Origin of the sequence: Methanobrevibacter sp., assembly GCF_015062985.1 — an archaeon.
Lineage (GTDB): Archaea > Methanobacteriota > Methanobacteria > Methanobacteriales > Methanobacteriaceae > Methanocatella.
In genome coordinates, this window is sequence record NZ_SUTI01000003.1 from 61,709 (window position 1) to 83,530 (window position 21,822).

Below are 21,822 nucleotides of genomic sequence, written 5' to 3' on the forward strand. Positions count from 1 at the left end.
TCCTTTTATTTCATGTAATCTATAATTATCATTATGAATGATTCTTTAAGTATGTATGATGATTTTTCAAATGTTGTCTCAAATGAGGAAAGCATTTCCACCGAATCAGTCTTAGATATTTTAAAGGAGTATTCCGGCACGATTTCTGTTTTTGATTTGATGGCCGTCAATGCTGAGATGATTGAAGAAAGCAAATATGTTCAGGACAGCTATAAGGATAAAAGTCATGGAGTATATGTAAAATATTTTTTAGGGCGCATTAAAGACGTTCATAGTGATAACAATAAATATGATCACGACATAGATAAGGAAGAGTTCATTGATGCAGTAGCTACCTTGAAATCATACCATATTAATGAATCAGTTACTTCAAAAACAAAATTCCCGTTGATTTACGGAATTATTTCAATTTACACTACCTTTATTTTGGAAGAGCCAATACATCCCGTGGGCACCCCGTTTCCTGGATCTTTATATGTTGAAGAACATGATGGAAAGTTTTACTGTCCGGTTAAGGATGCAAATCTTGAATCTCCCAATGCAGTATGTAAAATGTGCATTGCAGAACAATTGGAATTCTAACTGTGTTTGTTTGGAATATTTTCATTGAAAACATTCATTTCAAACCATGTAATTCTGAAACAGATTTTAATTTTGTGAAAATTGAATTAATTAATATGCTAAAAAAATACCCACATGAAAAAATGTAAATTCCAAACTTTTAATAAACAGTTGCGATAAGGAAATCCCATTTGCCTTTCCGCATGAACCTGACATTGAAAACATTTTTGTTTTATTTAAAAATAGTTATATGAAGATTGAAGTCCGTTATGAACCTAATCTTCATTTAAGTTCATTAAACTTTAATTTTTCATTATTGTTAGATAAGTTATCTAACGAATAATATTCATCTTTATTTGGCTTCTAATGAAGAGAATATATTTTTGATTAAATCCGCATCTTCCTTAGGGTCAATATATTCCAAAGTATGAGCTATTTCAACAGAATAATATTTGCCATCAATTTCAGTGATGCCTAGTGTTTCTGTTCCAAGAGAAGATGACTGGGATACAATTCTCATAGGGCCTTCAGTTTCATCCATTTTAACTTTATCACCCATAGCCAGAGCAGTGCCGGACCACTCTGCAGGAAGATCATCTGAAGATGTATTTTTATATTCTTTTGCTGAAAGATTGTCATACATTTCCTTAGAAATTTCAGCTACCATTATCTTACTATCATTAGTACCATTTAAATATAAAGGATCACCAATAGGCAGTGCAGTATTACTGAATGTTGTAGCGTAATCAACCTGATTGTATCCATCAGGACATTCAAATTTAAATGAGGATGTTTCTACATCATCACTGCCGAACCATCCTGCACTTACCATACCTAAGGAAGAAATAACTACCACTAAAATTACTGCAAGTAATAGAGTTTTTTTCGTATTCATCGTTTTTCCCCATAATTAATTTTTCTTTACAAGATTTTAAAAAAAACAAATAATCTCAACAAAGTAATACTATTTTGGCATGAATAGTATTTAAATATAACCTTAATGACTTGAATGTTGAATTTTTACATCATCCATTTTTCTAAAAGGCATATTTTTATTACTTGAATCCATTGCTGAAGCATCAAATCCTTTAAGCAGGACATGGTTTGGAATATTTTCATTGAAAACATTCATTTCAAACACTGCATAATTTTTCCTTAATTGCTCATTTAACACTTTCATTTTACTTCATTTCAAAGTCTCGTGAGGACGTAATTTTCACCTCATATTTTAGGGCGGGTTTCCTCAAAATCCATAAATTTAACATCAATATCATAGCTTATTTTCAGCATTTTTGAGGACATGAATTTTTTAACAAAAAACACCTTACATTTCCTCATTTTCTAGGGAATCTAAAACAATCCTCTTCATGATTATTGATTACTCCAATCGATTCAAGATATGAGTAGATTATTGTCGGACCGACAAATTTCATTCCGCGCCTTTTCAAATCCTTTGAAATTTCCCGGGACAAATCAGATTCGGTCAGGTATTCTGATTTTATGATTTCGCCATCGGTAAAGCCCCATATGTATTTATCAAAGCTTCCGAATTCATTCTGTATTTCAATGAAGACTTTTGCATTGTTGATGGCTGAGGCAATTTTGCCTTTATGGCGTATGATTCCTTCGTTTGCGCGCAATTCCTCAACTTTGGCATTGTCATAACCGGCCACTTTTTCAACATCAAAGCCGTCGAAGGCATTCTTGAAATTTTCTCTTTTTTTAAGTATTGTAATCCATGAAAGCCCTGCCTGAAATGATTCCAAAACAAGCATCTCGAATAGTTGCCTGTCGTCATGAGTCGGAATTCCCCATTCCTTGTCATGGTAGCTAATGTAGATTTCTTCATTCAGATTTACCCATGAGCAGCGAGTTTTCCTTTCCATAAGAAATACTTATTATGTATAGTATTTAAATATATTTTCAATGAATATCAGTCCGAAGAGAATTTTATATTTAGATGAGATCCGCTCTTTAGCCATTATCCTTGTAGTTTTGGGCCATCTAATTCGTTATTTTTCAAAGGATTTTGCCAGTTGGCAGATTTGCTCCGGTGTTTTCTCGCTTACGCGCATTGGAGTTCCGTTATTTTTTACAGTAAGCGGTGCATTGCTTTTGACAAGAAAGCATGACATAAGGCAATTTCTGACAAGAAGGTTCAAGAGAGTGGTTCTGCCGTTCGCTTTTTGGATAGTTGTTTATCTGATTGCAGGTGTTTTGATTTGGCATTATGAGCCCACACTGGATTATTTTTATGGTGTGATATTCGGATCTCATGCTTTGTCATCATTATTCTGGTTCATATGGTCATTGATTGGAGTATATCTTTTGATTCCTGTTTTAAGCAGTTTTATTCGTGAGTATGGTCCTTCAGGCACGGAATATCTTATAATGATAACCTTGATTTTATCAATTCTTTACACAATCGGTTTTTTCGACGTACAGCAGATCAAATACGATTTCAGAGTCATTTTTAACTTTTTCCCGGTTTTGGGATATTTCATCATGGGATCTTATGTCCACAATACAAAATTCAAGTTCTCAAATCGGCAGATGTTTCTAATTGGAATCCTGATGTTTTCAATCGGAATTGCAGGCCACTTTATTAAAATATACTATAAGGGTTTGGGAGGGGTTTCACTGGCTCCAATAGACTTCTTTGACATTTTCGTGATACTTGAGACAATAGGATTGTTCATAGCATTCAAGTATGCGGATGTTAAAATGATTTCAGACAAAATCAATCCAATTAAAGAACAGGCCCTTGGAAAGGTGATAGTTCAGTTCAGCTTATGCAGTTTCGGAATCTACTTTTCCCACTACATCCTGATGCTTTATCTCTTTAAGTTTGGCTTCATGAGAGGTTGGGGCAGTAAAAATCTCTTTATTTATTTCCCATTGTCTGCGATAATAATAATCAGTATCTGTTGGGCTTTGATTTATGTCATGAGCAAAATCCCTATTTTAAAAATCGGAAGCGGAGTAAAATAGCTATTTATGTAAGTCTTCAACAGGCATGGCAGGGATTTGTTGTTGAAAGAAACAAATATAATGTTTGTAAACTATATATTATATTATAGTATTATATGTTTTATTAAATTTTATAGATAGGGTGTTTATATGGCGCAATTAGGTATGGGAATGATGAGACTTCCTCTTTTGGATGAAAACGATTTTACAAATATTGATTATGATCAGGTAAACCAGATGGTCGATAAATATATGGAAGCAGGCTTCAATCATTTTGACACTGCATATGTTTACCATGAAGGTGCAGGTGAAGATGCATTTAAAAAATGTGTAGTTGAAAGATATCCTCGCGATTCATTTAAGATTGCAACAAAATTGCCTTTGTTCGTTATTACTGAAGAGTCACAGCTTGAACCTCTTTTCAACGAACAGCTCAAGAATTGCGGTGTAGAATACTTTGATTATTATATGCTTCATAACGTAAGCGGATTTACTGAAACCGCATGGAAGAACGTTGATTTATATTCATTCATCGAAAGGAAAAAGGAAGAGGGTTATATTAAACATATTGGCTTGTCCACTCATGGTAATGCAGAATTTCTGGAAGAAATTCTATTCGAGCATCCTGAACTGGAATTCGTCTTGCTTCAGATTAATTATCTTGACTGGGAAGATGAAGGGATTGAATCCAAAAAATGTCTGGAAGTTGCAAGAAAATACAACAAGCATGTAATGATAATGGAGCCTTATAAAGGAGGATTTTTGGCTGATGTGCCTGATGAGGCTGAAAAAATCATGAAGGAATACAATCCTGACAGGTCTGTCGTTTCATGGGCCATGAGGTTTGTAGCCAACCTCGATGATGTTTGTGTAGTCTTGACCGGGGCAAGCAATCTCGAACAGCTTGAAAATAATATCGAGGAATTTAAAAATGCTGACCCGTTGAATGATGAGGAGTATAAAATACTTGAAGAGGTTTCAGAGATTATCAACAGAAACATCACAGTTGACTGTACCAAATGTAGATATTGTGTTGACGCCTGTCCTGAAGAGATAGACATTGCTAAAATCTTTGACTTGTACAATAAGGATAAAATGCTTGGTATTGAAGGCTGGACTCAATTGGGAAATGCTTATCTGAATTATTCAAGGCTTCCTAATGTTGGAATAGCTTCACAGTGCACAGAATGTGAAACATGCATTGTGGAATGTCCTCAACAAATCAACATTCCTGAAGTTTTAAAGGATGTTGCAAAATTATTTGAAACTGAAGTTTACGGATTTAAAAATTAAATCCGTTGTTTATTTTTTTTCCAATTAAGCAAATTTTAATAACATTAAATAATATATTTATAAATAGTTAATTTATTGAAGGTTTTATCATGATACCGGGTATGAATAAAAAGCAAATGAAACAGATGGAAAGGCAAATGAAAAAGATGGGCATGAAAATGGAAGATTTGGAAGGTGTCCGCGAAGTCATTATCCGTTTTGATGATAAGGAATTGATCATCGATAATCCTAGTGTAAGTCTGATGAATGTAATGGGTCAGGAAACCTACCAGATTGATGGAAAAGCTCGTGAAGTTGAACTTGAATATGAAGTTGAAATTCCTGATGAAGACATTGAAATGGTGGCCAACAGTGCAGGCGTCTCTGCTGATGAAGCCAAAGCGGCATTGGAGGAATGTAAAGGAGACCTTGCAGAAGCCATTATGAAATTAAATGAATAGATAACATGACTTTAATTGCACACATTTCCGATTTGCACATAAGCAAATCAGATTTTGATGAGGAAGTTTTCATGCAGGCCGTAAGTGAAATAAACCACTTGCAGCCGGATATGATCATATTGACAGGCGATATTACCGGCAATGGTTATTATGTGGAATTTCAACAGGCAACCAAATATCTGGAACTGTTTGAAGCACCATTATTTGCTGTTCCAGGAAACCATGATGCTCGTAATTTAGGTTATCAAACATTTGAAGAGTTGATTGGTGAAAAAAGCTGGAAATTAACAATGGACGATAATTTTACTGTAATAGGTTTGGACAGCAGTTCTCCTGATGAAAATAGGGGTCATGTCGGCAGTCCTCAGCATATGTGGTTGGAACACCAATTGGATGAATGTGTCATTAATGAAAATTTCTCAATTGTATCCTTGCACCATCATGTCATATCCATTCCTCAGACAGGCCGTGAACGTAACGTATTATCCGATGCAGGAGATATTTTAAAGACTTTAACCACACATGAAGTGGACCTGGTAATGTCAGGACACAAGCACGTTCCAAATATATGGAAAATAAACAATACTCTGATTGTAAATGCAGGTTCTCTATGTTCCACAAAGCTTAGAGGTAAAAATGGTAATTCATATAATGTGTATAACATTTCTGAGGATGAAATAGAAATATTTCTAAATAACGTCGGTGGAGAAAAATTTTTATTTGGAAAATATCGTAGAAATAGATTATAACTTATAAGTTTAAATAATAGAATAAAACAAATATATTATACCGATTTGAACAAAAGTAATTTTGAATACAATTATTAGGTGATATTATGAAAGTGGTCGTAGATGCTTCTAATGTAGCTCATTACACAAAAAATGAAAACGGGCAACCTAAACTTGCCAATATTCTTGCTGCTGTTAAAGCATTGGAAGAAGGTGAAGATGAATTTGTAATTATTGCCGACGCATCACTTCGTCATGACATTGATGATAAAGATAAATATCTAAAACTGTTGGAAAGTGAAAATGTAGAGGAAGTTCCGGCAGGTAATGATGCAGATCATTTTATTTTAGAAATAGCTTCAAATGAAAAGGCTAAAGTATTGTCTAATGATAAATTCAGAGATTATGCTGCTGAATTTAGAAATATTTCATCCATGAGAATTCCATTTATCATTGAAAACAACAGGCTCACTTTCGGAAAACCGAAAAAACCTAAAAAAGATAAAAATATCCTTCAACATATCTGTGATGAGATTATTAAGGAATTGACCTTTAAAAAATGGGAAATTTACACAGGCAAGGAAGGTTTGGAGATTTCCCCATTAAACATTGCTAAACAGGCAATCATACGTATTGATAATGAGAATAATGCGGATTCCAGACTTGAAAGCATCTTTTCAAAAATTCCTATGTTTAATAAGATTGTGGAAATGGTTGATGATGTTGAAGTTGCAGCGCCATATGTCATTTTTGTCTTGGTGCATCCTAAAGATTATAAATTGGCCGTTAAAAATGCGGGAAACATATCCGTTACAATTGCAGACAGGTTAGGCCTTGAAAAGAAACCATTGATTGCGGTCCGTAATGACCTGTTCACAAAACCTGGCAATTTTGAATTGAATATTATGCTGGCCGATGAGGTGACAGAAAATGCCCCATACAACATCCTAATCCGTGTAAGTAATCATGATGAAGTATTCATTAAAAAGAATTCCAGAAATATTGCCAGTACAATAGCTGGAAGACTTGGATCATGGAAATTCCCCTTCGTTTCTGTCAAACCGGACATGTTTTTAGAAAAACCTGGAGAGTTTGAAATAGAACTTGAGAAGGGAGGGGGCTTAGATGGTTAATGCTTTAACCAAGGCTATCATCAAGCTCACCACTAAGTTAGAGCCTATTGCTGTTGGAACTAAATTTTTTCCGACCAATTCTTTAGAAACTGAGTATGTTGAATTGTTCAATTATACTCAAACTATCCTTTTTGAGCTTGAAAAGGCAGAAATCAATTCAGACACTATTCTGCAGAATCTCATTCGGGATGTGGGTGCGGAAAACATTCCAACTGATTATAGCTTTTATGAATTGAAACCTGCTGAAAACAGGATAGAGGAATATGCTTTGGTAAGTAATATCATCATGGGTAGTGACCGTTATTTTTATATTGAATTACCTCATCCATCTAATTTAATTAATATATTCGTTAAAATTATAGAAAATGAAAAAGGACAAGTTGTCGAAAAGACAGCGACAGAACTTGTTGCGAAAATGCTCAGTAAAAATGATGCAATTCGTGTAGCTATAGAACTTATTGGAATCGGATTGTCCGAAGGAGTGCAAGTCATTTCTGCAGTTGGAATGACAGGTGCAGCTTCTATAGAACGTGCGATTCATTATACGCAAAATGTGGGAAGCTTTCCTGGAATTGCATTTACCAAATTGGGTGGTGAATATGCACTGGTTTTCGATTCACCATTTTTACTTAGGGAATCACGCCCTGTAGATTTGGAAAATTATCTATTCATTGATCTGATTGATTCCACCAAGTTCATTGACAAGCATGGAAGAAACGAGTTGGTAGAGTTAATGAACGGAATTAAGAATTTCATCGAATCAGAGTGTGATGGTGAGCTTGAAGGTTATCGTGAAGGTGGTGATGACTTTATCGCCAGATTCCCATCTAAAGATTTGGCAATACGCGCAGGACTTGATGCCGCATGGTTTGCATTGAATAACGGTGCAAAAATTAGAGCAGGAATAGGAAGAAGTAGAAGGGAAGCCGGTGAAAGGGCTCAGCTTGTTGACAGTCTTGAATCAACATCCCCATTATCCTTAGTCGTATTTGATTTGGCTAATGGTTTATATGCATATAATATCCCTTCCGAATTTACAAGAACATTGATTAATTTAATTGAAAATGAAAAGGCAAAGCTAATTGGTGTATTCGCCTTTGTATTCATATTTACATATTTATTGGCCGTTTTAGGATTGGGAATGTATAGTTTCGTTGTAATAATACTGGTCGTTGCTTACGCATTCCTTGCTTAGTAAAAACTTAAAAGAGAAGAATCATGAGACGAAAAAAAGATGATAAGAGGGTTTTAATTCCTAGAAATAATCAAAGAAACCCCCGAAGACAAAAAAGGCAGAGAAAAAAAGGCAAACATAATGGACGTTTTCTATTCATTGTGATTGTTGCTTTGGTCGCTTTCGTAATCGGGGCAGGAATTGGAATATCTTTTACTTTTGACGACGGTTCTAACGGGCCAGAATGGAAAAATGTCACTAGAGAGATGACTACCAATGTGAGCCATAATCCAGTCGTTTACGATATTGAAGAGGACCGTGTTGATTTCAATGATAATGAAACTCTTGAAAAGTTAAACATTACAAATGAGCCGTCATATTGACTTATTTTGTGATTTTTATGGAGTATATTGAAGATTTAAATGGTGGATTTTCAGTAATTGAAAATATTAAAGTATCTGGAGCACGTGAAGGCAAATATGGGGTAAGCATAATCTTATGTCCAGACAGTACCGCTGCTGCGGTTTTCACATCAAATAAGGTTGTAGCAGCTCCGGTCAAATATACAAAAAACGTGCTTAAGAAAGGGATCATTTCTGCTGTTTTCGTTAACAGTGGTAATGCTAATTGTTTTACCGGTCAGCAAGGTATTAAGGACTGTGAAACTTTGGTAGAACTCGTATCCAAGGATTTGGACATCCCTTCCGATGAGATAGCAATTTCATCTACAGGAGTCATAGGTCGTGAAATGCCGATTGACATAATTTCCAAGGTTGCTTATGAATCTATTTCAAAATTGGGAAATGAGCCGGAAAATTCCCTTGCGGCTGCAAAAGCTATCATGACAACAGACACATTTCCAAAGGAATGTGCAGTAGAGGTGACTTTAACAACCGGTGAAAAAGTTAAGATTGCAGGAATTACAAAAGGAAGCGGTATGATAGCTCCTAATATGGGCACAATGCTTTCATTTATTGTAACTGATGCGATTATACCTTCAGATGAGATTAAAAAAGCATTAAAAAAGGCTGCTGATGTCAGCTTTAACATGATTGTTGTTGATGGTGATGAAAGTACCAATGACACCTGCCTGATGATGGCAAACGGTGCATCTGGCGTGGATGTCATCAACGATGGGGAATTGGATCCTAATTTCCAGGATGCCCTAAATTACCTATGCACAGATTTAGCTAAAAAGATGGCTCGTGACGGTGAAGGAGCCACAAAATTCATTGAAGCTAATGTATGTGGTGCAAAGGATTTTGAAGATGCCAAATTGGCTGCCAAATCCATAATATCATCCAGTCTTTTCAAATCCGCAGTATTCGGTGGAGACCCTAATTGGGGAAGAATCGTATCTGCAATAGGTTACTCAGGATGTGATTTGAATCCTGATATCGTGACAATAGCCATTGCTGATGATGAGGATGAGGTGGATCTTGTCAGAAAAGGTGAAATCCTTGCATTTGAAGATACCCCGTACCTTGAAAGGGCTGAAAAAATAATGCAGTCCAAAAATGTTGTCGTAAACATAGACATGTTTTTAGGTGATGGTGAGGCAACTGCATGGGGTTGTGATTTAACATATGATTATGTCAAAATCAATGCAGAATATACCACTTAAAGAAAAGCTTTAAATATCTTGAAAACAAATATTTTTTTGTTATAGATTTAATTCTAATTATTTTCATGATTGACTGTTAAGGAGGGTAAGATATGGCAAAAGTTAAAGGAACTAATAGAAGAACCAGACAAAAAAGAAGTTATACTAAACCTGGTAGTAAAAGAGGAAGAGGAGTAAAACAAACCTGGAAAAAATAATCCTCTTATAATCTTTTTTTTATTATTTTAAGCTATTTTTAAATGTTATGCAATTTTAATCAATAAATACTATTTTTTAGATAATATAATGTGGTGATAATATGAACGGCCATAGGGCTCATGGATTTTCAAGTGCACTTTTTCTAGATTCGGATGAAATCATAAGGGAATTGGACCTTAAGGGTGATGAAACTTTTATGGATGCGGGATGTGGTGATGGCCATATCGCAATAAAAGTGGTCGAAGAGTATCTTCCGGATGGAAAAGTTTATGCGGTGGACGTCTATGACGCTTCAATCGAAGACATGGAAACATATAAGAGCGAAAATAATGTGGAAAATCTGATTAACATTGAAGCAGACATCCCAAAGGGTATTCCTGGTGTGGAAGACGAATCTGTTGATGTTGTTTTGACGGTCAATGTATTCCATGGATTCAAGGCTTCAAGGACAATGGATGATGCCATAGATGAATTTGCAAGGATAATCAAGCAGGACGGTAAAATTGCAATAATGGATTATAAGGCATGGGATGTCCCGAAAGGACCTCCAACAGCAGTAAGAAGCTCTCCTGATGAGCTAAAGGAAATCTTCATGAAACATAATCTGAAGATGACTTATCTCAATGAGGAAATCGGTGAAGATATTCCTCAAGGCAAATCCCACTATTTCATCGTATTTCAAAAAGAATAGATTCCAATGGGAGATTAAATCCCATAACTTTTTTTCATTTTTTGATTAAAAATCATTAAATACTATTTTTTAGAATAATATTATCTATAGACAGGTGATTCATAATATTATATAAAGTCAATGCAGATTTTCCAGATCGGTTTTGAAAATCCAATCAGCATTGATGTGGACATTACCTGGAAAGGAGTAGTTTCAGATGATTTTTGCAGCGATATTGGCAGGTGGAATTGGATCCAGAATGGGAGGCACAGACACTCCCAAACAATTTTTGAATTTGGGCAACAAGCCGGTAATCATTCATACAATTGAAAAATTTGTAATAAACAATCATATTGATAAAATCATTGTTCTGACCCCTGAAAATTACATAAATCATACTAATCATTTGATTAAAGAGCATATTTCAGATTCCGCTGATATCATTGTCATTGAAGGTGGCGAAACCAGAAACGATACTCTTTTAAACAGCATAAGATATATTGAAGAAAATTTCGGAATCGATGATGATTCAATCATCGTCACCCATGACTCAGTACGTCCTTTCGTAACCCATAGGATTATTGAGGACAACATTGAGGTTGCAAAAAAATATGGGGCATGCGATACAGTAATTCCGGCCACCGACACCATAGTTGAAAGCGTGAATAACAACACCATCGAAAGCATCCCCGTGAGGGATTATTATTACCAAGGCCAAACGCCACAGAGCTTCAATATAAAGAAACTTTTTAATTTAATCAATAGTTTAACAGAAGAAGAAACCAATATTCTTACAGATGCATGCAAAATCTTCACACTTAAAGATGAAGATGTATATCTAGTCGAGGGTGAAGTCACAAATATTAAGATTACATACCCTTATGACTTAAAATTAGCTAATACTATACTTGAGGATAATCATGATTAACATTGTATACAGGTTAAAATCCCCAAAATTCTTTGAAGAGGCGATAGATGAAATTGAACTGGATGGCGTTGTGGTAAGGCCCCTTGTCCTTTCAATATGTCAGGCGGACCAAAGATATTACCAGGGATCAAGACCTGTCGAAATACTGGAGAAGAAACTGCCTATGGCACTGATTCATGAAGGTGTTGGGGAAGTTATTTTCGACAGTGAAAATAATTTCAAATCAGGGGATAAGGTCGTGATGATTCCAAACACCCCTGAAGGTGATGATGTTTGTAGGCTGAATTATTCATATAAGTCCAAATTTAGGGGCAGCGGTTTCGATGGATTCACATCAGACCTGATTAAGTTGGATTCCGACAGGGTTGTGAAGATACCTGATGACTTCAATCTTAATGTATCAGCATTCATTGAACTGATTTCTGTAGCTTATCAGGGAATATCCAAATTTGAAATGATTGCCGTCACTCCAAAAGATAAACTGGGCGTTTGGGGAGATGGAAATTTAGGTTTCATAACAGCCCTTCTTTTAAAGAATAAGTTTCCTGATTCCGAGGTTCTTGTCTTCGGAAAGCATCAGGATAACCTGAATCTGTTCTCATTTGCTGATGGGGTTTACCAGATTCACAATGTAGGTGATGATTTTGTTGTGGACCATGCCTTTGAATGCGTGGGGTCAAGTGCATCACAGGCTGCCATAAACCAGATTATTGACATAATCAATCCCCAAGGAACAATCAACCTATTTGGCGTAAGCGAATATCCTGTACCAATCAATACCCGCATGATATTGGAGAAAGGGTTGACTGTCCAGGGAAATAGCAGATCTGAAAGGGAAGATTTTCTAGGAGTTGTCGAAACCCTCAAACAAAATCCGGAATTATTCGAATATCTTGAGAATTTGATAACCAATATATGTGAAATAAACTCACTCGATGATTTGAAAGAGGCATTCGACAAGGATCATATTTCCAATTTCGGCAAGACTATTTTAAAGTGGGAAAAATAATAATCTCATTTTATTGTTATGAAAAAGCAGATTGGCTAATAGTTCTCATTCTCCTGTTTGTAAATTAATGGAATCATTAGGATGGCGAAAAAATCGTCCTCATCAAGCATTTCACCATTTTTTAGTTTTTCCTGAATGACATTTAAGATAAATTGCACGGGATCTTCGTTGAAACAGGCCAATTTAATTGTAAAACTTGCTTCTGATTGGATTTCACATTCTTTGACATATATCCTTGATGCATCAGGACATATAATATATATTGAAACATGCTTTTCGGTCTTCTCATATAATCTTTCTGCAAGATGGACATATTTTTTAAGTTCGCCCTCCCTGAAGTCTCCGATGAAAAGTTCCAAATCAATAACCTGGCCGTCTTCAGTGGTAAAGATATTTTCTGCACCGTAGATGTTTTCAAAATTTTCACACAGGGGATATTTTATCTTTCGTTTATCATTAAATGTTTCTCTTATAATTTTTGCTTTAATCTCAAAATCTTGCTTGTTCATAGTTTAACCTTTACAATTTTTAATTTGCATTAGTTATATTTGATTTTAAGATTTATAAAGTAGTAAGTAATTTTTTAAAGCAATTTGATAAAGTTAAATCAATATTTAAAATAAAAAAATAGTTAAGAGTTAAAAAAACTCTTAATTTCCGAATTTTGCTCTTGTTCTTCTGATTTCGTATCTTGCAAATAGGTAGTTTATTACACTAGCTATTGCCCTTCCTATACATAATCCCAGCCAGATTCCAACAAGGCCCCAATTGAAGACAAATACGAAGAGGTAGATTAAAGGAACTACAAAGAGTATCTCTCTTAAAATTGTAAACATCAGGCTGTACACTCCTTTTCCAATTCCCTGATAGAAGAAACTGGATGGTATTCCTATACCTGTTAGGATTAGGCATGGGCAAACCAATCTGAGGTATTCTGCAATTCCAGGAACCAGATTTGCAGTTTCGGGAGTATATGCAAATATTGTAGCCAGGGGAGTTGCAAACACTACAAGTATTATGGTAATTACAGTTCCTAAAGCAAAACCGAATTTAACACCATATGTGTGTGTTCTGGACAGGTAATCTCCGTTTCTGGCACCATATGCACTTCCTGCCACTGCAATAACTGCAGATCCAATGGATGTGAGTGGCATTATTGCAAACAGATACAGTCTCTGACCTGAAGTGAATGTTGCGATTCCGTAATCGCCACCCACCATTGAAATCACTATGAGGTAGATGGACATTGCAATTGCCATAATCAGCATGTCAAGCGCTGACGGAATTCCGACTTTCAAAATGTCTCTTGCCAATTTGTGATTGAACTTGAAGTCTTTAAGGGTAACATCAATATATGTGTCCTTTTTAATTAAAATCCAGTATAAAATTACAATTGCTGAGACGGCGGCACTCACTATTGTGGCGAGTGACGCTCCGGCTGATCCTAAACCGAAGACATAAATGAATATCGGGTCAAGGGTTGCGTTTAAAAAGACGGAAACAATCACGACATACATTGCACGTTTCATGTCCCCTTCACCACGAAGAATTCCGCTGCAGCCGTTTCCAAACATCAATGCTACTAAACCTAAAAATAAAGGTGTTGCATAAGCAATAGCTTCATTTAAGGTTTGCCCGGTAGCGCCGTAACTCATAAGCAGAGGCTTTTGTATAATTATGAAGATGATTGTCAATGCGACTGAAGCTATTAAAAAAATAAACATTGAGTGTTTTGCCGCTTCGGTAGCCATTTCCTTATTTTTTGCACCAATGAACCTGGATATGCTGCTTGTTGCACCGTTTCCAAGTCCTACGCTTGCACCGTTCAATACCATGAAAATAGGTGTTACAAAACCGATTCCTGCAATTGCTGTTGGTCCTAGCCCCGCTACCCAGATTCCGTCAATGATGTTGTATAATGCAGTCAGAATCATTGATATCATAATCGGGATGGCCAGTTTTTTAACTGCTATTTCAGGTTCTCCTCTCATTAACTCTACATTTTTATTAGCCATAATTAATCCCATCTTTAATAATTATTCTTCAAGTATCTTTTCACTTTTTCTAGCTATTTCTTTCAATTGATTTTTTGTGGTGTCGTCCAATTTATCGATTCCGACGAGTTCTTCCCATTCATTCAAATCCTTTTTTAATAGAATAGCTAATTTCTCTCCTTTTTCTGTTGTATTCAATATGTATTTTCGCCTGTTGTTGTCATCAATCCTTCTCTCAACATATTCATTGTCTTCCAATTTTCTCAAGGCTTTGGCTATTGTTCCTTTGCTCTGGCCGAATATGTTTGCAAGGTCATCCTGGGATAAATTTTTCTTTTCATATATCTCCATCAGATATTGACCTTCATGAATCATATCTATGCGATTCGGGTTTTTCAAAGAGTATTTCAGTTTGTTTTTAGATATGTGCTGGATTAATGCAATGAAAGGCATTGTATCGAACTTGTCCATTTCTTCACCAGTCATGATTTCATCATATTGTTTTTTAAGATTACTTTGTTTTGAAGAGTATATAAATGTTTCCTCGGAAACTGTTTATCGATAAACAATATGTTGGAATACTTTAATAGCAAGCAATGAAAAACTATTAATGGTGATGTTGTGGATTACGAAGCAATAATTTCTGAAAAGTTTCCGACATGCAATGTTGAGGTAATAAGCCCCGATGTCTTTGAGATAGATGACCTGGTTGAATACATTACAGATGATATCGTGGTTTACAGACCGCATGCAATAATGGTTTACAGGCATATGATCAGATTTTTGGTGAATGTCGGCGAAAGGGGCAAAATCTATTATTTGGATGGCTTTTCTGATGAGGAACTTGAAGTTGTTCATGCAGGCCTTTTGAAATTCACATGGAAAAGGGATGCAAAAATTAATTTATTCAAAAATGCCGATCCCGACAGGGATGTTTTAGGCTTATAATCTAAAGAATTCGTCACAGTATTCACAATAATAGTTGTACTCACTTGTGCAGCAGTTTCCAATTATTATTTCCCCCTTCATTGATTCAACTGCAAGCTCGTCTGTTGAGTCATGAAAGACCTTTTTCAATTCCCTCATGCATTTCGGACATGTTTTCATATTATTCAATTATATTAATAATGAACCTTAAATATTAGTGTAGGTGTAATCATGCTTATTAATATTGGTGCTGAATTCGGCACACATTTGGAAACTAGCGAAATTGCAGTAGAATTAATTGATATTTTGAATAAGATACCTAAAGATGACTTTATAATTGACTTTAAGGATGTAACATTCATCACTATGAATTTTGCACAGGCCTATTACAATGCCAAATACCAGTCTGAAAAAAGGATATCAGAAATAAACATTTCCGATGAAATCAGTGTTGTTATGGGTGCTGCCGATGAGGCATGCAATCCTTAAATCTTTTTTTTTATAGGATTACTTTCAATCCGTATTTCCTAAATCATTTTAATTATTATTTCTTGCTGCAGATTACGGCACAGTCTTGTTATAACGTTAATGGCATTGCAAATCACTTAAGACTATGTTGAGAGCGTGTTGGTTGAAACCAGCATTGGTTTCAATCATCTGATTTCTTAGAAAAATACATATTGATTATTGTGTTAAATATTAATATGGAAGTTAAAGTAAAACCAGTTGAGCTAATAGAATTATTTTATGATTTGATATTTGTTTATGCAATTTCAAAATTAACTGCTTTGGTTTCCGAACCTGTTGGGGGCATAATTCCCTTAAATAACTTTTTTGCATATATCATCACTTCATTTGTAATCCTTCAGGCATGGCTTTACTTTACAAACTATGTTAATCGTTATGGAAAATGGGAGTGGCATGATTATGCGCTGGTCTGTGTGAACATGATTGCCGTAATTTACATGGCAAATACAATCTCGCCAAACTGGACATCCATGTCGTTTACATTTAATTTATCCATGCTTATAATGCTTTTGACGGTTGTAATATTGTATGTTATTCAAGCCAGAAGAGAAAATTCCCTTAAAGGTGCAGCAGGCAATTCTATTTCAATTCTTTCAATTGTATGTACTATTTATCTGATAGCTATTGTAGCCTTAATATTCAATTTGCCTGCAAATTATGTTATTTTAATTGATGTGGTAGCGGTTTTGGGCGGTGCGTTTCTGCCATTTTTCATTAGAGGAAATTTTGATAAAAGTATAATCAGTTTTCCGCATCTGGTTGAAAGATTTGAACTTTTAACAATCATAACATTCGGTGAAGCTATTGTGGGACTCACACATTTTTTTGATGTGGGAAATTTTTCATTAGTGCCTATCTTGGTATTTTTCATTGTCTTAACAATGTTTGGTTCTTATGTGATTCAAATTCATTATCTAATGGAACATCATAGGGTGGAAAGGTCTTTAAGATTAATGTTCAGCCATTATTTCATTGTTATTAGTATAAATTTAGTGACTGTAGCTTTGGAGTTAATCCATAGTGGTGAAGTGAACCCCATATTCGCAACAGTTTTGATGATTGTTTCGCTTGTGATTTTTTATATTTCCCTAATGGCAAATAAGCAGTATTATAAGGAAAACATTAAATTAACTAAAAGAGATATATTGTTAATGTTATTAGTAACATGTTTGGGAATAATTATTTCATTGATATTTATTTCTAATTTATATGCTTTCTTAATTGGAAGTTTAATCATAACATTTGGTAACTTTAAAATATTGTTAACCAAGTATAAAGGGTGTTTAAGTGAGTGAACAAAAATTAGAGATTTTTAATGTTTTGAATTTTTTAAATAGAGGCTTTGAACTTGAAGATATATTGAATGAAGGCAAATTTGGAACATTTCCATCAGCCGAGGATTGCATTGGATATATGGTTGAGGAAGGATATCTTGAAGGCGATTTCCCGGTCAATGATAAAGTGGAGATAACTGCCGAGGAGATATCAAAAAAATACACTGTTTCCGAGTTAAAGGATATCTTGAGGGAAAACGGATTGAAGGTTTCAGGCAAAAAGGCCGAACTTGTTGAAAGAGTTTTGCCCGTATTGCAGGAAGCTGCTGACGCAGGCAAGTCAAATGAGGACGGTGAAGAAAAATCATATGATTTGAAATTGACTGACAAGGCTTATGGATTTTTAGAAGAAAATGACTGGATGGATCTGTACATGTTTGCCCTTGTCGCATTCAGGTTCGAAGACTATGAAACCTATGTTGGCTCATCATCTGCCGGCAAGATTGAAACAGCATTGAACTTCTGTGATGAAATCATCTCAAGAGCATTGCTGGCAAATCAGTTTTTAGTGTTTATCGATGCATTGTCTGCAAAAGCGCATGTCTATGCATATGATGGGGATTACGATTCATTTTTAGACTATGACCTGCAACGCTATATTCTAGGATTGAATCCGATTGTAATGGACCCTCAAACTTATGCTACATACAATATAATTAATGAAGCTAATGTTTTAAATCTGAAAAATGTCCTTGAAAAATTGGAGATGGGCAGTCTAAAGAAAAGATTTGACAGGATATGGAGCAAATCACATATCACAAACATTACTGTACCTAAGAAAATCTGCTTTAAGGTTCTCCAGAAAGCTATTGCGGGTGCAGACATTGAAGAGCTTAATTTTGACTTAAAACAAAAATATTTTGATAAGAAATTCGGGATTTAAATCATGAAAAGCAAAGTTGCCGGATGCGCATTTATAATCGGAAGCTTGTACTATATTAAAGCCGAGGCCATTTCAGCAACTTTTTTCAATGATTCCCTTTTCAACACCTATATTTTTCACACGATTTCGGAACTCGGAATTCCGAATATGAATTCACCATTATTCTGGCTAATGAATTCAGCATTTATTCTTATTGGTTTACTTCTGCTTTTCGGCAACTTTTACAAGTTTAAAGATTTCATAATTAAAAACAAGGCTGTTTTCTATATATTTTCAGTGATAGCCGCTGTCGGCGTTATCATTGTTGGTCTGGTTCATGGAGGAAATCCGTTTACATTAGGTTATCATATGCTGGGGGCAATGATGGCAATTCTAGGTGGAAATATTCTTTTGGTAATCATTTCAAGGTCAATGGAGGATTTTGGATTTTATCAGAAATTGACATTGCTTCTTGGAATTATCGGATTGGTGGCATTCTGGATAATGTTTTTCAACATGCGAAATGCCTACATGCCTGTGTTTGAAAGGCTGTCAGTATACACCCTGATAATCTGGTTCTTTTTAACAGGCATTCACGTTATCAGAAACTGATTTTGTCCTGAATCATTTTCAAGAGTTCGCAAAATCTTCTATTAAAGCATCCTTTTAATTGCATCATTATTTTCAAATAGTTTTTTTTTCACTTAGTCCACATGATGTATAAAGATTTAAATATTACTTTAATTAATTATGTTTAAAGGTGATATTATGACAGACCTTGATAAAAAAACCGAAGAAGAAATCTTAGCAATCGTTGAAAAATATCAAAAGGAAAATACAAAACTTTTGAACTACCTTATAACTGACGATGAGATTACTTTTTTCTCACCGATTGCAAACGGTAGTGAAATAACCGCAAGCGACTTGCAGAAAGTTGCTGACATCTTAGACGGTTCATTTGAAGGAATGGAAATTGTTAACCAAGAGTACAGATTCAAATTCAAATGCGGATTATAGGAGTTTTAATTAACTCCTACCTTTTTTTTAGCAACAACTTTAATACAAATTTCATATTAATATTTTATCATGTCAAAAGAAAAAATCATCATTATTCTGGTATTGGCTGTTTTGGTCATTGGCGCCTTTTCATTTTTCAGCCATATCTTTGCTCCCCCTAAGGCCGATTATAATAACGATGTTGTTTTTGAAAAAATAGGAGGAGATGATTTTTTAAACGTTACGCTCAAGCGTTGTCTAAAAATCGACGAAAGGGACATACCTGACGGATCATTTTCAACTTCACAGGGTGAAATAAAATATTACGATGCAAAAAACATAACCTACGTCGACATGTTCGGCGATAAGGATTATTTCATTATCTGGAAAACGGACCCCGGCAAGTATTATTGGGTTGAGACAAATGAATCCGTAAATCAATATGTTTCCTGCTATCTGACCGGCAGCATTGCCGGAAAATGTTTCGTTGAATATTCATATGAAGACCATGCGGTCTATGGGGTGATGCTTAGTACGGAACGTTATGATTATTCCGAATCTCAATTAATATATAATATATTGGGTTTGAATCCTAACGGATTTAAGTTATCATATGAATCTGGCCAATATGGCGGTGTCGGTTATTCCTCAGCCCCATCAGGTCATTATCACACAGTAGTGCCCGACAGATATACTTTGTCAAGAGTCGACCCTGGTGCTTATTATGACCATTATGAATATGGGGATAACTATGACATTGACAATTATCTGGAATCGGAAGGCTTCGATTAGCTATTCGTTTTTTAAATATTCCTGAGTTAGCTTGCATTCACTCATGCATTTTGTACAGCCGAGACCTGCCCTGTATTGGTCAATGATATATTCGCTGCAGGTAGCGATGTCAATGATGTCTTCCCTATTTAGCCGGTCATTCCATTTTTGAGGATTTATTGCATCAACAGGGCATGCATCCTGACAGTTGGTGCACTCATCACATTCACTGTCTGTTATGGGTGTTCCAAATTCAAGCGGCATGTCTGTAAGTATTCCGCCCAATGCTACTGCAGAACCGTATTCAGGTGTGACAAACAATGCAGAGCGCCCAATCCAACCGAGACCTGATTTTGTAGCAATTGTTTTATATGGCAAGATGCTTAACAGCTTTTCCATATCGCATTCATTCCGTTTCATGGTAAGTGCAAATGCATTATATCCGAGTTTTTTGATGTATCTCTCACCTTTGTGGGAAATTCTGGTTAATTCGCCAATCTGTCTGTGAAAAGACTTCCAGTATTGCTCATACTCCTCATCTTTAACTAATTGGATAGTTTCTTTTGGAATTTTTAAAACGAGGCTGATTCCATTAGGCAAATCAACAAATTCCTTAGCCAATCCATTAACGTCAGCAAATCCGACTTTGCTCGCCCCCACACTTATCAAGTATTCTTTAAGTTCATTCATCTCAGACATAATATTTGTTATAATTAATAAATTATTTAAATGATGTTGTAATAAACATTTGACTGTATAACTTATAAAGGATTAAGTAAAATATTAAAATAGTGATAAAATGAAAGATATTGAGGTTTTGATTGAAGCTTTACCTTATATTAAGAAGTTTCATGGAAAAAAAATTTTAATAAAATATGGCGGACACGCGATGATAGATGATGGTGCAATGTCTTCCACTGCTCGCGATACTGTTTTACTTAGATATGTTGGTATGAAACCATTGATTGTACATGGTGGAGGTCCTGAAATATCCAGATCAATGGATAAATTAGGTAAGGAACCTAAATTTATTAAAGGATTGAGAGTAACCGATGAGGAAACCATGGAAATCATTGAAATGGTTCTTGTCGGTAAGATATCAACAGAAATAGTCTCAGAACTTATTAAGAATGACGGTGATGCAATCAGTTTATCCGGAAAAGATTCAAGCTTGATATTTGCTCATAAAAAAGGAGCAAGTAAAATTGATGAAGAACTTGTTGATTTAGGGCTTGTCGGTGAAGTCGATTGCGTGAATACTGAATTGCTCGACATGTTTTTGGATAATAATTACATTCCAGTCATATCTCCTGTCGGTATTGCAGAGGATGGAACCAGTCTTAATCTGAATGCAGACACCGCAGCAGGTGAAGTGGCAAGTGCAGTCAATGCTGAAAAATTGATTATATTAACAGATGTTCCGGGTGTTTTAAGAGATCCTAGTGACCCAACATCATTAATTCAAGAAATCCATGTTGATGAAGTGCCTGGTTTAATCGAAGATGGTATCCTTTCCGGAGGAATGATTCCAAAAATTGAGACCTGTGTAAACGCTATTGAAAATGGTGTCAAATCAGCTCATATCATTGACGGACGTAAAAAGCACTCATTACTCTTGGAAATATTCACAACAGATGGTATTGGAACTATGATTTGTAAATAATCATAGTCATTTTTTCTTT

The 21,822-nt window shown here is 35.3% G+C and carries 28 protein-coding genes; 20 read left to right on the plus strand and 8 right to left on the minus strand.

The window, feature by feature from the left end:
* Positions 1-33: 33 nt before the first annotated feature.
* Complete coding sequence (locus tag E7Z77_RS02115) at positions 34-582, plus strand: DUF2115 domain-containing protein (RefSeq protein WP_292749648.1); 549 nt, start codon at positions 34-36, stop codon at positions 580-582.
* Between the two features lie 331 nt (positions 583-913).
* Here E7Z77_RS02115 and E7Z77_RS02120 read toward each other — a convergent pair whose 3' ends face one another.
* The 3 genes from E7Z77_RS02120 to E7Z77_RS02130 form a co-directional block, all read right to left on the minus strand.
* Complete coding sequence (locus E7Z77_RS02120; RefSeq protein ID WP_292749650.1) at positions 914-1,456, minus strand: hypothetical protein; 543 nt, start codon at positions 1,454-1,456, stop codon at positions 914-916.
* Between the two features lie 102 nt (positions 1,457-1,558).
* A complete protein-coding gene (locus E7Z77_RS02125) occupies positions 1,559-1,741 on the minus strand; it encodes a hypothetical protein (RefSeq protein ID WP_292749652.1) in 183 nt (60 codons plus the stop codon).
* Positions 1,742-1,895: 154 nt separating this feature from the next.
* Positions 1,896-2,447 (minus strand): DNA-3-methyladenine glycosylase I, encoded by a 552-nt coding sequence (locus E7Z77_RS02130; RefSeq protein WP_292749654.1) that lies wholly within the window; start codon positions 2,445-2,447, stop codon positions 1,896-1,898.
* Between the two features lie 40 nt (positions 2,448-2,487).
* Here E7Z77_RS02130 and E7Z77_RS02135 point away from each other — a divergent pair, with 40 nt between their 5' ends.
* From E7Z77_RS02135 to E7Z77_RS02185, 11 genes are all read left to right on the plus strand, one after another.
* On the plus strand, positions 2,488-3,552 hold the full coding sequence (locus E7Z77_RS02135; RefSeq protein WP_292749656.1) for an acyltransferase: 1,065 nt from the start codon (positions 2,488-2,490) through the stop codon (positions 3,550-3,552).
* Positions 3,553-3,681: 129 nt separating this feature from the next.
* Positions 3,682-4,824, plus strand: a complete 1,143-nt coding sequence (locus E7Z77_RS02140; protein WP_292749658.1) for an aldo/keto reductase — start codon at positions 3,682-3,684, stop codon at positions 4,822-4,824.
* Positions 4,825-4,913: 89 nt separating this feature from the next.
* Positions 4,914-5,264, plus strand: coding sequence for a nascent polypeptide-associated complex protein (locus E7Z77_RS02145; protein ID WP_292749660.1), 351 nt, complete (start codon positions 4,914-4,916; stop codon positions 5,262-5,264).
* A 5-nt stretch (positions 5,265-5,269) separates the two neighbouring features.
* Entirely contained in the window at positions 5,270-6,013 is a 744-nt protein-coding gene (locus E7Z77_RS02150) for a metallophosphoesterase family protein (RefSeq protein WP_292749663.1), read from the plus strand.
* 86 nt (positions 6,014-6,099) lie between these two features.
* Positions 6,100-7,125 carry a Zc3h12a-like ribonuclease gene (locus E7Z77_RS02155; protein WP_292749665.1) on the plus strand — a complete coding sequence of 342 codons (1,026 nt, stop codon included), beginning with the start codon at positions 6,100-6,102 and terminating at the stop codon, positions 7,123-7,125.
* Positions 7,118-8,320 (plus strand): hypothetical protein, encoded by a 1,203-nt coding sequence (locus E7Z77_RS02160; protein WP_292749667.1) that lies wholly within the window; start codon positions 7,118-7,120, stop codon positions 8,318-8,320. The genes E7Z77_RS02155 and E7Z77_RS02160 overlap by 8 nt, the downstream gene beginning before the upstream one ends.
* 23 nt (positions 8,321-8,343) lie before the next feature.
* The gene (locus E7Z77_RS02165; RefSeq protein ID WP_292749669.1) at positions 8,344-8,682 is read left to right on the plus strand and encodes a hypothetical protein; all 339 of its coding nucleotides are present in this window, start codon (positions 8,344-8,346) and stop codon (positions 8,680-8,682) included.
* A gap of 17 nt (positions 8,683-8,699) precedes the next feature.
* The gene (argJ, locus tag E7Z77_RS02170; protein WP_292749671.1) at positions 8,700-9,923 is read left to right on the plus strand and encodes a bifunctional ornithine acetyltransferase/N-acetylglutamate synthase; all 1,224 of its coding nucleotides are present in this window, start codon (positions 8,700-8,702) and stop codon (positions 9,921-9,923) included.
* Between the two features lie 298 nt (positions 9,924-10,221).
* Positions 10,222-10,812 carry a methyltransferase domain-containing protein gene (locus E7Z77_RS02175; protein WP_292749673.1) on the plus strand — a complete coding sequence of 197 codons (591 nt, stop codon included), beginning with the start codon at positions 10,222-10,224 and terminating at the stop codon, positions 10,810-10,812.
* 196 nt (positions 10,813-11,008) lie between these two features.
* Positions 11,009-11,719, plus strand: coding sequence for a 2-C-methyl-D-erythritol 4-phosphate cytidylyltransferase (locus tag E7Z77_RS02180; RefSeq protein ID WP_292749675.1), 711 nt, complete (start codon positions 11,009-11,011; stop codon positions 11,717-11,719).
* Positions 11,712-12,728, plus strand: coding sequence for a zinc-binding dehydrogenase (locus E7Z77_RS02185; protein ID WP_292749677.1), 1,017 nt, complete (start codon positions 11,712-11,714; stop codon positions 12,726-12,728). Before E7Z77_RS02180 ends, E7Z77_RS02185 begins: the two co-directional genes overlap by 8 nt.
* Positions 12,729-12,763: 35 nt before the next feature.
* Here the strand turns inward: E7Z77_RS02185 and E7Z77_RS02190 are convergent, their stop codons facing one another.
* The 3 genes from E7Z77_RS02190 to E7Z77_RS02200 all read right to left on the minus strand — a co-directional run bounded on the left by E7Z77_RS02190 (position 12,764) and on the right by E7Z77_RS02200 (position 15,208).
* Positions 12,764-13,237 (minus strand): hypothetical protein, encoded by a 474-nt coding sequence (locus tag E7Z77_RS02190; RefSeq protein ID WP_292749679.1) that lies wholly within the window; start codon positions 13,235-13,237, stop codon positions 12,764-12,766.
* 141 nt (positions 13,238-13,378) lie between these two features.
* Complete coding sequence (locus E7Z77_RS02195; protein WP_292749681.1) at positions 13,379-14,743, minus strand: MATE family efflux transporter; 1,365 nt, start codon at positions 14,741-14,743, stop codon at positions 13,379-13,381.
* Between the two features lie 21 nt (positions 14,744-14,764).
* Complete coding sequence (locus E7Z77_RS02200) at positions 14,765-15,208, minus strand: MarR family transcriptional regulator (protein ID WP_292749683.1); 444 nt, start codon at positions 15,206-15,208, stop codon at positions 14,765-14,767.
* A 135-nt stretch (positions 15,209-15,343) separates the two neighbouring features.
* On the opposite strand from E7Z77_RS02200, the gene E7Z77_RS02205 reads away from it, so the two are divergent.
* Complete coding sequence (locus E7Z77_RS02205) at positions 15,344-15,670, plus strand: hypothetical protein (RefSeq protein WP_292749685.1); 327 nt, start codon at positions 15,344-15,346, stop codon at positions 15,668-15,670.
* On the opposite strand, the gene E7Z77_RS02210 is transcribed toward E7Z77_RS02205, so the two are convergent.
* On the minus strand, positions 15,665-15,829 hold the full coding sequence (locus tag E7Z77_RS02210; protein ID WP_292749687.1) for a hypothetical protein: 165 nt from the start codon (positions 15,827-15,829) through the stop codon (positions 15,665-15,667). The two genes, E7Z77_RS02205 and E7Z77_RS02210, sit on opposite strands and share 6 nt — an antisense overlap.
* A gap of 51 nt (positions 15,830-15,880) precedes the next feature.
* On the opposite strand from E7Z77_RS02210, the gene E7Z77_RS02215 reads away from it, so the two are divergent.
* The 6 genes from E7Z77_RS02215 to E7Z77_RS02240 all read left to right on the plus strand — a co-directional run bounded on the left by E7Z77_RS02215 (position 15,881) and on the right by E7Z77_RS02240 (position 20,161).
* Entirely contained in the window at positions 15,881-16,138 is a 258-nt protein-coding gene (locus E7Z77_RS02215; RefSeq protein WP_292749688.1) for a hypothetical protein, read from the plus strand.
* Between the two features lie 215 nt (positions 16,139-16,353).
* Complete coding sequence (locus E7Z77_RS02220; RefSeq protein WP_292749691.1) at positions 16,354-17,472, plus strand: low temperature requirement protein A; 1,119 nt, start codon at positions 16,354-16,356, stop codon at positions 17,470-17,472.
* Positions 17,465-18,394: an SAP domain-containing protein gene (locus E7Z77_RS02225; RefSeq protein ID WP_292749692.1), complete on the plus strand. Its 930-nt coding sequence runs from the start codon at positions 17,465-17,467 to the stop codon at positions 18,392-18,394. The genes E7Z77_RS02220 and E7Z77_RS02225 overlap by 8 nt, the downstream gene beginning before the upstream one ends.
* A gap of 3 nt (positions 18,395-18,397) precedes the next feature.
* Positions 18,398-18,985 carry a DUF998 domain-containing protein gene (locus E7Z77_RS02230; protein WP_292749694.1) on the plus strand — a complete coding sequence of 196 codons (588 nt, stop codon included), beginning with the start codon at positions 18,398-18,400 and terminating at the stop codon, positions 18,983-18,985.
* Between the two features lie 156 nt (positions 18,986-19,141).
* Positions 19,142-19,390 carry a hypothetical protein gene (locus tag E7Z77_RS02235; protein WP_292749696.1) on the plus strand — a complete coding sequence of 83 codons (249 nt, stop codon included), beginning with the start codon at positions 19,142-19,144 and terminating at the stop codon, positions 19,388-19,390.
* 69 nt (positions 19,391-19,459) lie between these two features.
* Positions 19,460-20,161: a hypothetical protein gene (locus E7Z77_RS02240; protein ID WP_292749698.1), complete on the plus strand. Its 702-nt coding sequence runs from the start codon at positions 19,460-19,462 to the stop codon at positions 20,159-20,161.
* On the opposite strand, the gene E7Z77_RS02245 is transcribed toward E7Z77_RS02240, so the two are convergent.
* Positions 20,162-20,839 (minus strand): reductive dehalogenase domain-containing protein, encoded by a 678-nt coding sequence (locus tag E7Z77_RS02245; RefSeq protein WP_292749700.1) that lies wholly within the window; start codon positions 20,837-20,839, stop codon positions 20,162-20,164.
* A gap of 100 nt (positions 20,840-20,939) precedes the next feature.
* On the opposite strand from E7Z77_RS02245, the gene argB reads away from it, so the two are divergent.
* A complete protein-coding gene (gene argB / locus E7Z77_RS02250; RefSeq protein ID WP_292749702.1) occupies positions 20,940-21,803 on the plus strand; it encodes an acetylglutamate kinase in 864 nt (287 codons plus the stop codon).
* The last annotated feature ends 19 nt before the right edge of the window (positions 21,804-21,822 follow it).